Origin of the sequence: Parabacteroides sp. 20_3 (assembly GCF_964238835.1) — a bacterium.
GTDB lineage: Bacteria > Bacteroidota > Bacteroidia > Bacteroidales > Tannerellaceae > Parabacteroides > Parabacteroides distasonis.
Map to the genome: position 1 here is coordinate 511,212 of NZ_CAXSNO010000002.1, position 13,995 is coordinate 525,206.

Annotated in this window: 6 protein-coding genes; 2 read left to right on the plus strand and 4 right to left on the minus strand. The window is 43.7% G+C overall.

All coding sequences use genetic code 11. The annotated features are described in order from the left end of the window. Positions 1-37: 37 nt before the first annotated feature. Entirely contained in the window at positions 38-685 is a 648-nt protein-coding gene (locus ACESPU_RS05960; RefSeq protein WP_009274974.1) for an AAA family ATPase, read from the minus strand. 145 nt (positions 686-830) lie between these two features. Between ACESPU_RS05960 and ACESPU_RS05965 the strand changes: the two genes are divergently transcribed. Then, entirely contained in the window at positions 831-3,371 is a 2,541-nt protein-coding gene (locus tag ACESPU_RS05965; protein ID WP_008779642.1) for an ATP-binding protein, read from the plus strand. Positions 3,372-3,406: 35 nt separating this feature from the next. On the opposite strand, the gene ACESPU_RS05970 is transcribed toward ACESPU_RS05965, so the two are convergent. The 3 genes from ACESPU_RS05970 to ACESPU_RS05980 form a co-directional block, all read right to left on the minus strand. Continuing rightward, positions 3,407-5,683, minus strand: a complete 2,277-nt coding sequence (locus ACESPU_RS05970; RefSeq protein WP_005857970.1) for a GH92 family glycosyl hydrolase — start codon at positions 5,681-5,683, stop codon at positions 3,407-3,409. Between the two features lie 118 nt (positions 5,684-5,801). Next, positions 5,802-8,072: a GH92 family glycosyl hydrolase gene (locus tag ACESPU_RS05975; protein ID WP_373133204.1), complete on the minus strand. Its 2,271-nt coding sequence runs from the start codon at positions 8,070-8,072 to the stop codon at positions 5,802-5,804. Between the two features lie 9 nt (positions 8,073-8,081). Continuing rightward, entirely contained in the window at positions 8,082-10,436 is a 2,355-nt protein-coding gene (locus ACESPU_RS05980; RefSeq protein ID WP_158533100.1) for a GH92 family glycosyl hydrolase, read from the minus strand. A gap of 360 nt (positions 10,437-10,796) precedes the next feature. Between ACESPU_RS05980 and ACESPU_RS05985 the strand changes: the two genes are divergently transcribed. Beyond that, positions 10,797-13,973 (plus strand): TonB-dependent receptor, encoded by a 3,177-nt coding sequence (locus ACESPU_RS05985; protein ID WP_009017170.1) that lies wholly within the window; start codon positions 10,797-10,799, stop codon positions 13,971-13,973. The last annotated feature ends 22 nt before the right edge of the window (positions 13,974-13,995 follow it).

Below are 13,995 nucleotides of genomic sequence, written 5' to 3' on the forward strand. Positions count from 1 at the left end.
TAATCTCTATTCAATAATGGTTTCTCAAGAATACGATTTATCCGAAATGAGACGGACGCTTATTCAATCTGCGCTCGATAAAGCTTTTCATAAATTCCACGGTCTCGTCGATCCCTAATACGGATACATCGATCGAGAAATTATAAGAAGAGGCCATTCCCCATGTCTTATTCGTATAATAATTATAGTAAGCCGCACGGGATTTATCAGTCTTCTCCATCATGTTCTTCGCCTCTTCCACCGTCACACCATGCCTTTCCACGGTCTTTTGGACCCGGCTCTCCACTGAACTATGGATAAAGAAGCTCAAACAAGCCGGATTATCCCGGAGGATATAATCAGCGCAACGCCCTACCAAAACACACGACTCAGTCTCCGCCAATTTACGGATAGCGTCACTCTGTATCTTAAAAAGACCGTCATTAGACAAAATATCATTATAAGGCGTAAACATCCCTCCCATAAAAGAAGAATACCCCATCGTAAAAGCGTACGATAAACCACTGGAGGCACGTTCGTCTGCCTTCTCGAAAACATCCTCGCATAATCCACTCTCACGGGCCGCCACGGTAATCAGTTCCTTATCATAGTAACCGATACCCAACTCCTTCGCCAAACGTTGTCCGATCTCGCGGCCACCGCTTCCGAACTGGCGGCCTATCGTCAATATGATTTTATTATCCATAGATTTCAAGTTTAATTCAACCATCTACAAACGTACAAAATTATTTTTAAAGCCACGATAATAATATAATAAACACTAAAACAAAAAATAATCAAAGTTTATACTTACATTTGTTTTCGAATAAATTTAGTACACTCAATTTATCATGAATAACATTCATTCCAATACAACATTTCTTAATGAGGCTATAGACAAGAAGACCGATGTAGAAGATGAAAAGACCGACTTGATTTTGGCCAATATGATTGATTTGCGAAAAACGATGTCGGATGTATTGTCACTTCTTCTTGGAGCCAAAAAAAACTCGGTTATTGACCAAGCGCTATTCCGCATCTTACAATTTTTCGATGTGGATCGGGTGTATATCGGAACATTTGACGAACAAACTCATACTGTTGATTTTACGAATGAAGTTACTTGTGATGGCATTATCTCTATGCGAGAGGATTTACTGCGTCAACTCCCGCAAGACGAGATTCCTTGGTGGTACGACAGTATCAAAAAGGGCATGGATATCGTTATTCATGATGTCTCTAAAATGCCGGAAGAGGCGAAGAGTGAGCAGCATCTTCTGATTTTGCAAGAGGTTTCATCCTTATTAGTCATCCCTATTTTCAAGCAAGGCAAACCATCCGGATTTATCGGCTTTGATTCTGTAAAAAAGAAACGGAACTGGAGTGCCTTAGATATAGAGAACTTACATATGTTGGCTGATATCCTTTCCATAGCCATTGAAAGAGGGGAAGTTCAAGGATTAGTAGAACATACGGCTATGCAAGTCATGAAAAGCGAGACGAAGTTTAAGATCATTTTCGACAAGATGCCTTGGGGCGCCGAACTTTATGATGAGAATGGAGTGTTGGTAGATATCAACCAAGCGGATCTCGATATTTTTGGTGTTACCCGTGAGCAGGCCGTGGGACTGAATATGTTCGAGAATCCTAATATCCCGAAATATGTAAACCAAAGCCTCAAAAACGGAAAAGATATATTCTTTCCTCTTAATTATGATTTCAAGGTTGCTTCTCAAAACGGCTATTACGATAGTCATCATGATTCTAAAACAAAGCATCTGTTGGTAAAAGGAGTCACATTAAAAGACTCTCTTGATAATATATTCGGCTATATTTATATTGTATTCGACGATACCGAGAATCACATCAAGCGGGAACAAATCGAAAATAGCCTAGCCCGGCTAAAAGTATCGGTAGATACCGGGGATTCCATTCTTTGGGAATACGATGTAGAGAATGATAAATTGACCGTAGATTTTGGCCTCAATGAAGACATTAATAATAATGAGGGGCTAAAAGCGATTCATGATTACAACTTCAAGAATCAAGAAGACTATAAATCCTCAATCCATCCGGATGATTTTGACCGGGTATATAATAAACAGTTCAAACCTCTCCTGCAAGGGAAGATCAATAACTTCGTAGCGGCCTACAGGCGTATCCTCAATGGCAAAACATTCTGGTTCAACTCCAATGTACGCTCCTATAAATTCAACGATGACGGAACGCCTAACAGGATCGTAAGCTATACCTCCAACATAACCCAGCAACGGGAAAAGGAGATCGAGCTAATCAAGGTAAAGGAAGCTGATAAATTGAAGTCCGCATTCTTGGCGAATATGAGTCATGAGATACGCACGCCGCTGAACGCTATCGTCGGGTTCTCAAATATAATCGCCGAGATTGATGATGAGGTAGAGCGTCAATCTTATTTAGATATCATTCATAAAAACAATGATTTGCTACTGCAACTGATCGATGATATCCTTGATTTCTCTAAAATCGAGGCGGGAACCATGGATTATCATTTCGAGGAAGTGGACATCAAGGATATATGTGGCGAAATCGCATTGGCAGACTCTATAAAGATGCCTTCAGACGTGGTTCTTATCTTTGATCTCGGCTCCCCATCCGTAATCGTTAAAACCGATGAGCGGAGGGTTATGCAAGTGATATCTAATTTCGTGAATAACGCTATCAAATTTACCACAAAAGGAAGTATCACGATTTATTATGAGATAGAAGGGGATTTTATCCGAGTCTGCGTGAAAGATACAGGTATCGGTATCTCCGCGGAAAACCAAAGACGTATATTCGAGCGATTCATCAAGGTAGATACTTTCCAGCAAGGTACGGGATTGGGATTAACCATCAGCCGAACCATTATCGAGGCATTAGGAGGTAAAATCGGCGTAGACTCTGAAGAAGGGGTGGGTTCCACTTTTTGGTTCACTCTGCCTTTGGACACAAAACGGACTGATATTGAGCTTTCACCGGATATCCCCGTCCAATCCGAAGAAACGCCCCGTTCAGATAGGCATCATTCCATCTTAATCGCCGAGGACGTTTATGAGAATTATTTCCTTTTGGAAACCTTGTTTGGCAAGCAATACCAACTTTATCATGCGCTAAACGGGCAAGAGGCTATCGATATGTTCGAGACATATCATCCGGACCTAATCCTGATGGACATAAAAATGCCGGTTATGGACGGATTCGAAGCGACTCGCAGAATCCGCACCTTATCCAAGACCATTCCGATCATAGCGCTCACGGCATTCGCTTTCGAAAGGGAAAAGGAGATCGCCAAACAATGTGAATTCACGGATTATGTAGTGAAGCCCATTGATATAAAAGAACTAAAGAAATTAATCGTTAAGGTATTGGCATAAAAAAGCGTGTTGCGACAATCGCAACACGCTTTTTTTTACTTAGGCATCGGAGCGGCAGAAGGAGGAGGCGTTCCCAATCCCCATTCCTTATTCGCTTTCGGCCCCATCTCTAACTCTAACAAACCACCAGCGGCGATATCGCTATGATTGAACCAAGGCTGGTTCAAGGTTACGCCGTTCAACTTAGCAGATTGTACGTATTTATTCTCATCGGATGCGTTATTCGCACGGATCTCGAACGTATTGCCGTTACCCATATCCACTTTCACGTCGGTAAACATCGGGCTACCGATATTATAGGTAGGAGAACCCGGAGTCACCGGATAGAATCCCATCTGGCTGAAAACAACGAAAGCGGACATACCACCACCGTCCTCATCGCCCGGCACACCCATCAAATCATTGCGGAACCATTGATTCAATAAGGTACGAATACGTTTCTGGGTCATCCAAGGCTTACCCGCATAATTATACAAGTACGGGATATGCAAGCTCGGCTCATTCGCCATAGAGAACATACCTACGTTACCCGTATGATCCGGAAGCGTGGAATAGAATTGCCATTTAGACATACCCAGCGGCGTATTGAACATGGAATCCAAGGCAGAGGTAAACGCCTCATTGCCTCCGATCAAAGAGATCAAGTCACCGATATTATGCTGTACGTCCCAACGATAAATATATCCGTTATTCTCATCGTAATAATCACGGGCACCTAGACCGCCATCATAACGGTAATCCAATGGATAGATAAACTTGCCATCCTTATCTTTCGGATGGAAGAAACCTGTCTCCGGATTAAATACGTTCCGGTAATTGTAAGAGCGACGCAAATAATAATCCGCCTCGTCTTTCTTTCCCAATTCTTGAGCGATCTGGGACAAGCACCATTCATCATACGAAGTACCTAAAGTCACGGCGATCGGCTGACGTTTTTCCCAAATGGATACGTTAGGCACCGTCTCTTTCTCTCCCGGTCTCAATGCGGGAATATAGCCATGTTCCTTGTAGAAATCATCCAACCAACCGGCGGGAGCGGCAGACCACGGGATCAAGGTCTTTTCCTCGATACCTTTCTTACAAGCGATATAGGCTTTTTCCAGCTCAAACCCACGCAAGCCCTTGCGGTAAGCGTCGATCACGGTAGCGACAGCATGGTTTGAGTTCATACGGCGTGTATCTCCTGTCACCTCCGGGAAGGTAGGCATCCAATCGGTACCCATCTGCTCCGCCATCAGGAGATAAGAGTTGATGATATCGTTCTCACGCTCATTATCGATCAAGACACGCAGGGGATGTGTAGCACGGTAGGTATCCCAAATCCAGTCGTCCGTATAGAAAGACCGTCCGCCATCCTCATGGATCTTTCCGTCGAAAGCACTGTAATAATGTCCGTCCTCGCTCAAGTTTATCGGGCGTTCGTAGCAACGATATAAAGAGGTATAGAATACGGTCTTCTCATCCTTGGTACCGCCTTGTACTTGTATTTTACCTAAAGCGTCGTTCCAATCGTTGCGGGCGATCTTCGCTACCACATCCACGTCGTAAGCGGCGATCTCACGCTCCAGATTCTTCTTCGCCTGTTCCTCGCTGATAAAAGAGATACCGTAGCGAACGCCAAGTTTCTTCACGTCCTCCCCGAAGGAAAGGGCGATAGCGGCATTGATACCTTCCACGGAAGTCTCGTTATAGTTGACACTGCCGTTCGACAATACCCCCGCTTTCACAGGCTTCTGGTTCGTCTCGGCATATAAAAAGACTTTCGTTTTCTTATCTATATATTGATAACCGCTTACGGCGTTACCATTTACTTGTAGCTGTCCGTTACGGCTGTTAAATACCAGATAAGCCGGTCCCTCTTTCTCGAAAGTGAGCGAATATACGGCACTTTGATGGGACGGGGCGAAGTCCACGTCGATTTCCTCATTATCCAGATATACCTGATAACGGTACGGCAAAATCTTCTCCCGGTCATAGCTATAAGCGATCACGGGTCGCAAGCCGGATTCGTCACCTTGATAAGGGCATAAATTGAACGCAGAACGCTCACGATGGTTTGTCACGATAATAGGCAAACCGCCCAGACGGTCACCCGTGAAGTCCGCACGCTCCGGATATACACGTAGCATACTGTTCGGCAAATGCACGGTCGGGAAAGTAGGCACCAATAAATGGCTGATGTTTCCCATATAAGGATTCACGTAATCCACCGGGTCCATCGCAGAAGGAGAAGTCCCTCCGCCACCGGCACATGACACCCACAGGAAAACGGAAGCCAAAAGGGCCATCGAAGTTTTAAGCTTTGTCTTCATTTTGTCGATTATTAATTCGTTAATTATTCTTTGCTCCTCAGCCGGGTACTTTCCCTGCAATCCGTGAGACGTTGTCTCACGGGTAACAGAGCAAACCGCTCACTGGTAAGGGAGCTATTTACTCAGCCGTCTTCGGACGATTTTCCGGGGCAGCTCCGAACTCCTTATTCGGCGTGTTGCCCATCACAAAGGTAAGATTCCCTCCCTTCACGATATCATCATACAGAATATAAGAATTGTTATAAGGTTTACCATTTAGCAACACGGATTGGATATATACATTCTCCTTGCTGTTGTTCTGGGCTACGACCTCGAAAGTCTTACCCTCCGGCAAATGAACGGAAGCCTTATCGAATAACGGGCTACCGAACACGAATACGCCATTGGAAGGATTCACTTGGTAAAATCCCAAGGCAGACATGATATGCCAAGCGGACATCTGGCCACAATCCTCGTTTCCGATGATGCCTTCTGGCTGGTCGGTATAGAACACATCTTGAATGTAACGAACTTTCTCGGCTGTCTTCCATTGCTCGCCGGCGTAAGGATACAAGTAAGTAACATGATGGCTCGGCTCATTTCCATGGGCGTACATGCCGATCAAGCCACTGATATCCGGAGAGGCGTTCTCCCCTAACTCACCTTCCACCAAGAACAAAGAATCCAGTTTCGAGATAAACGGAGCGTCACCACCCATCAACTCGATCAAGCCTTCCGGATGCTGGGGCACGAAGAATGTATAATGCCAGCCATTTCCCTCACAGAAATCGCCTACGCTATGTATGGACTGGATCGGATCGTACGGCGTACGCCAGCTGCCATCATTCATTTTCGGACGGATAAAGTTGATATCCTTATCGAAATACTGCGTATAATATTTACCACGTTTCAAGTAATTTTGGTAATCCTCCGTCTTGCCCATTTTTTTCGCCATCAAGGCAATACCCCAATCATCAGCGGCATATTCCATCGCGATAGAAGTAGCCTCACGTACCTTATCACAAGGGATATAGCCTTTTTCCAACACGTACGGCACCCCGTTTTGCTTCTCATAGACAGATGAAGCAACCATATAACGATACGCACGGTCGGCGTCAAAGCCGGTAAAACCTTTCAGATAGGCATCTGCGATAATAGGCACAGCGCTATATCCCGGCATTTGGTCCGTCTCACCACCAATCAACGGCCAGATCGGTAATTTCTCTTGCTGGTCGTAAATGCTTAACATCGAGTTCACCAAATCCGACACATATTGAGGCTTGATAATCGTGAACAACGGATGCAAGGTACGATACGTATCCCATAGAGAGAAAGTGGAATAGTTCTTCCAAGTATTGTTCGTATACACCTTATCGTCATGGCCACGGAAATCGCCATTCGCGTCGCAATACAACGTCGGAGCGATAAACGCATGGTACATGGCGGTATAGAAAATCTTCTTGGCACGCTCATCTTTCGTATCGATGGAGATACAAGACAATTGGTCATTCCATTTATCGATAGCCTCGTTACGAACCTCGTCGAAATCCCAATGAGAAAGCTCCGTACGTAAGTTAGCCAAGGCATTCTCACAACTTACGGAAGAGATAGCGACCTTTACCAAGGCGGTCGGGGCATCTCCCTTAAAGGTAATCACTCCCTTAACGGACTCGCCCGTCAACTCATCATTACCTGCGGCCTCATCATCGTTGAATACAGCCAAAGACTCGATCGGCTGATCACATTTCAACGTAAAGAATACTTTGTGACGTGGGCTCCAACCTTTGGAAAAGCGGTACCCCTCGATCGTGTACTCATCAATCTTCTTCAAATAAGTGTCATACGCTTTATCACCGATACCCTCCTTCAAGTTGATCAAGAGGCGATGCTCACTTCCCGACGGATACGTATAACGATGTAAGGCTACACGCTCGGTCGCTGTCAACTCCGCCTTTACGCCATTATCCATCAGCAAAGAGTAATATCCCGGAGCTACGGCTTCGTTGGCATGTTTATAATAGGAAGAAGCGGCTCCCTCTATATTATCTTGCTCGCCACGGGCGGTACGTACCTCGCCCGTATAAGGCATCAGAAGGATATCCCCCAGATCAGAACATCCGGTTCCGCTCAAATGCGTATGACTAAATCCGATAATGATACTATCGGAGTAATGATAACCGGAACACCAGTCCCATCCCTTAAAAATATTCTGAGGACCTACTTGAACAGCTCCAAACGGAACGTTCGCCCCGACAAATACGTGTCCGTGTTCTCCCGATCCGATATAAGGATCTACATATGCGGTAAAGTCTGTCTTGTTTTCCGTTTTCTCCGGTGTAGCACAGGAGTATGCGAAAAATGTCAGGCATATCGCTATGCCTGACATTAATGGTTTATGAATGAAATTCATCTTAATTGCTTATTTCTTCTTTTTACTAGGTTTTACAGAAATAGGGGAAAGTTTATTGATCCCTTCCTCGTTTACGGAGAATGAGTAAGGCATATCCTCCGGATTAATACCACGATTCATATTCGGCTTGTCACCCATCTTGAAGTCGATCACGCCACCCTTAAACAAATCGTTATGATCCAGATAATTCTTAGTGTAGTTCTTGCCGTTGAACGTCATGGATTCGATATAGATATTCTTATCGCTGTTGTTCGGGGCATTGATCACCAAGTTGTTTCCATTCTCAAAATGGATCGTAGCCTTCTTGAACAGCGGAGCGCCCAACACATATTGGGTCGTACCCGGAGCTACCGGATAGAATCCTAACGCTGAGAATACATACCAAGCGGAAGTCTGGCCATTATCCTCATCACCGCAATAACCATCCGGACCCGGAGTATACATCTTATTCATTACTTGACGTAACCAATATTGAGCCTTCCAAGGTTGACCCGCATAGTTATATAAATAAATCATATGCTGGATCGGCTGGTTACCATGAGCGTAGTTACCCATATTCATCACGGTCATCTCACGGATCTCGTGGATCACACCACCGTAGTAGCTATCATCGAACAAAGGCGGTACAGCAAATACGGAGTCAAGCATCATCACAAATGAATCCTTACCGCCCATCAAGTCGATCAATCCCTGAGGATCGTGGAATACAGACCATGAATAATGCCAGCTATTACCTTCCGTGAAAGCGTCACCCCATTTCAGCGGAGAGAACGGAGCCATAAACTCGCCATTCTCATTCTTGCCACGCATCAACTTGGTTTCCTTGTCGTACAGGTTCTTATAGTTCAACGCACGACGGGCATATAATTCCAATTCCTTTTTCGGACGGCCTAGTTGTTTAGCGATCTGCCAGATACACCAGTCATTGTAAGCATATTCCAATGTACGGGCGGCGTTCTCGTTGATCTTCACGTCGTAAGGAACATATCCTAACTTATTATAATATTCATGACCCAGACGTCCTGTAGAAGAGACCTTCGGGTGAACGTTTTCCGTACCATGGATCAAACCTTTATATAAAGTCTCCAAATCGTCAACCTTCACACCCTTCATATAAGCGTCTACCAAGATAGACGCCGAGTTATTACCGACCATGCAACCACGGTGACCCGGACTTGCCCATTCCGGGAAGAAGCCGCTTTCCTTATATGTATTGATCAAGCCCTCTTGCATCTCCTTGTTTACCGACGGGAACATCAAGTTCAAGAATGGGAACAAACTACGGAACGTATCCCAGAATCCGGTATCGGTAAACATATAACCCGGTAATACCTCACCATTATACGGACTGTAGTGTACCACCTCGCCCTGAGCGTTGATCTCATAGAACTTACGAGGGAACAACAATGAACGATAGAAACAAGAATAGAACGTACGATATTGATCCAAATCTCCACCCTCAACCTCGATCTTGCTCAAATGCTCATTCCAAACATCCTTACCTTTCTGAACCAAGGTATCAAAGTTATCGTTACCTAATTCCTTCATGTTGATAGCGGCCTGATCGAAGCTAATAAAAGAGGAAGCCACCTTCGCATGAACGATTTCACCCTTCTTCGTCTTGAAACCGATTACGGCTCCTACATGGTCACTCGTTTGCTCCTTCGCACCCTCTTTCAAAGAAGCGTCGGCAAATGTAGCCTCGTATGTGAAAGGCTTATCAAACTCGATCACAAAATAATTCTTGAAATTATCGGGAACCCCACCGCTATTCTTCGTTGAATAACCGATGATCTTATTCTCCTCCGGAATCACCTTGATATAAGACCCCTTATCCAAGGCATCCACCACGATATAAGAATGCTCGTTTTCCGGGAAAGTGAAACGGAACATAGCGGCACGATCTGTCGGCGTTAATTCCGTTACCACGTCATGCTCCGCCAGATATACCTTATAGTAATAAGCCTTGGCGATCTCTCCTTTATGCGAGAACCAGCTCGCACGTTTATCTTGGTCGAATTCCGGTTTACCAACCACCGGCATGATTGCAAATTGTCCGTAATCATTGATCCACGGGCTTGGCTGATGGGTCTGTTTAAAGCCACGGATCTTGTTAGCCGTATATACATACTGCCATCCATCTCCCATCTTACCAGTCTGAGGAGTCCAGAAATTCATACCCCACGGACGAGCGATCGCCGGATAGGTATTTCCTGTAGACAACTCATAGGAAGATTGCGTCCCCATTAGCGGGTTTACATACTCTACTGGGTCAAAAGACTCATTCACAGCCGCTGCCGCAGGTTTCCCCACCCACATCAGCATCGCCGCTAAAGCTAAAGCCCAAACGCTTTTTTTCTTCATGATATAGCTATTTAATTAATAATATAATTTATCCGTTTTTGTGTTTTATATTCATAGTTGGACTACAAATATCCATTTAATTAACATGAATAGAAAGTGATTCTCGTGTCATTTATTTAGAAATATCCCTTTCTTTCTTATGAATTTCTGGCATTATACGAATATAGGTGCAAATCTAACAAAAAGAATTAGAAAAAAGAAATCCAATGAGCCAGATCATACTCTGTTCATCGCACTTTTATCACTATCGAAAAAGATTAAATATCACATGCTAGTTCCGTACGAACTATGTCCATCTATAACGATAAAAATTACATAGACAATGTAATCAATCTAAACTTAATTAAAAAACAAAGCAAAATGACAAAGAATGAATCTAAGCTATTATCCATTCAGGGGATAGCTAAAGCCTCAGCGTTCTGTTTGCTGCTTTCTGCCTTCTCTGTAAACGCCGCTATGGCCGCTCCCGCTCCCGCAGGCACGGTTGATGAAGTAATGGCAGTGCAGCAAGGCAAGAAAGTAACAGGTGTGGTTGTTGACGGTACAGGTGAGCCTGTTATTGGCGCTAACGTGGTGGTGAAAGGCACTACAAACGGTACGATCACTGATTTCGATGGAAATTATACGATCGAGGGTGTGCCCGCCGACGGAGTTTTGGTGATTTCCTATATTGGTTATTTATCTCAAGAGATCCCTGTAGGCAACCAATCTGCAATCAATGTTACATTGAAAGAAGATACACAGACTTTGGATGAGGTAGTAGTAGTAGGTTACGGTACGATGCGTAAATCGGATGTAACAGGTTCTATTTCTACAGCTAAAGGAGAAGAGATGTTAAAAGCTCAAAACTTTAGTGCATTGGATAACTTGCGTGGTAAGGCTGCCGGTGTAAATATCTTCTCTAACTCTAGCCAGCCGGGTGCTTATGGTAGCCGTGTTGTTATCCGTGGTCAAGCGACAATTAATGCCTCTTCTGATCCGTTGTATGTTGTGGACGGCGTAGTAATGGAGAACTTCTATTTGATGAACCCGAATGACATCGAGTCTATGGAGGTATTGAAAGATGCTTCCGCTACCGCTATCTATGGTGCTCGTGGTGCCAATGGTGTTATCATGGTTACTACGAAACGTGGTAACAAAGAAGGTGGAACGAAGGTTAGCTACTCTGGTTCTGTAAGCTTGGCTCATCGCGCTCGTAAGATGGATACGATGAATGCGCAGGAGTGGTGCGATGCTTTTATGCAAGGTATTGAGAATGAGAATAGATGGGGATCTGATAAGGATGGCAATCCATTTAACTGGTCTACTAATCGTGCGGATTGGTTTACAGATCGTCGTTTCTTCGATTCTAACGGTAATCCTCTTTATGATACAGATTGGCAAGATGAGGCAACTCGTACAGCGATCTCTCATAACCATCAATTGAATGTTCAGCAAGGTGGCGAGAAATCATCTATGGGTGCATTTTTGAACTATACTGATAACCAAGGTATCATGTTGAATACCTATTCAAAACGTTTGAATGCAAAGATCGCTTATGATGCGAATCCTACAACATGGTTATCTACAGCGATCAACTTGGCGGTGAACCATACTTGGGGTAACTCTACTCCAGAAGACGGTGGTGGACAGGATGCTCGTCGTACTATGATTGAAATGGTTCCTTGGATGCCGGTTCAATATAATGGCAAATATACCTCCACCAATACTCCAGAAGGGATGCCAATGGACTTTGAGGCAATGTCTAACCCTGTTCATATCTTGAAGACCTATAAGAATATGAACTATAATACAAAAGTATTCGGTAATGCAGCCTTGACATTCCATATCATCGAAGGTTTGGATTTGAAGACTCAATTCGGTGTTGACGCTAACTTTAAGACTTTGCATAAATATATGCCAAGTGACTTGGTGAATTTGGCATATGACCAACATGGACGTGCTGAAAGATATCATGCAAATACTCTTTATTGGCAGGAAGAGACTTACTTGACTTATAATAAGACGATTGGCGAGCACCGTATCAACGCTATGGCCGGTTTGTCTTGGCAGGAGCGCAAGTATGATTATTCTAGAATGTATACAGAAAACTTCACTACCGATTTCTTTGAGGACTTCAATATGGACGCAGGTACGAAGCCTGATGCTCCGAAGACTTATTGGGAACGTTGGGCTATGAACTCCTATTTCTTACGTTTCGCTTATACATTCAAGGATCGTTACTCCGCTACAATTACTGGTCGTTATGACGGTTCTTCTAAGTTTGGTAAGAACAACAAATATGCGTTCTTCCCATCAGCGGGTTTGGCTTGGAACATCACGCAAGAAGACTTTATGTCTGATCAAAATACGATCAGCAACTTGAAGTTGCATACCAGCTACGGTTTGACTGGTAACTCTGAGATTGGTGTTTACAAATCTTTAGCAACAGTTAAGAGCGAAACGTTATTATTGAACGGAACACGTAATTCCTATTCTTATTTAAATAGATTGCCTAACTCTGATCTGAAATGGGAGAAAACCGCCCAGTTCGATATAGGTTTCGATTTAGGTTTGTTCAATAATAGAATTACGTTAGATGCTTCTTATTACAACAAGAAGACTTCTGATCTGTTATTGGATGCTCCGGTTCCTCATACAACAGGTTTCGAGACTGTTTATAAGAATATCGGTTCTATCCGTAACCAAGGTTTGGATCTGATGTTATCTACTCGCAATATTGATACAAAAGACTTCACATGGACAACATCCATCAATGCTAACTTCAATAAAAATAAGATCTTATCTTTGGGTGACAATGACGAGGATATCTTGAAAAACGAATGGGTGAGCGGTGCTTCTATCTTGCGTGTAGGCGAAAGCGTAGGTAGTTTCTATGGTTACAAACGTTTAGGCGTTTATACAATAGAAGATTATGAAGCTGGTAACTGCCAGAAGAAACAGATCGGTCGTGCGAAACGTTCTTCTGAGCGTGAGATCATAGGTAAAGGTGTACCCGATTGGACTGGATCTATGATCAATACATTACGTTACAAGAATTGGGATTTCACTTTGGATTTACAATTTGTCGCTGGTGTTCAGACCTTGCAACAGTTCTATCACTCTACATATGACCGTTTCGGACAGACTAACGGCTTGACAAATATCTTGTATGACGCATATAATGGAACGAATCCTAATTCTATGCAGCAAGCTATCTGGTTGTTCAACGGTGGTCACGCAGGACAGGATACTTTGACAGACTCTCAATGGGTGGCTAATGGTTCTTATTTACGTGCGAACTTAATCCAGTTAGGTTATACTTTTGACTCAAATCAATTGGCAAAGACTCCGTTTAGTAGCTTACGCCTATATTTGAATGTGAACAATGCGTTCTTGATTACAGCGAAAGACTTTAATGGGTACGATCCTGAAAGTACATCTCAGATCTCTACATCTAACGGTTCAGTATCTCCAGAACAATTTGGTCAGAATATGGCCTTCTTCTCTTATCCGAGAGCTAGAACGTTTACGTTGGGTGTAAATGTAACATTTTAATTAATTAAATTATTCAGAAAAT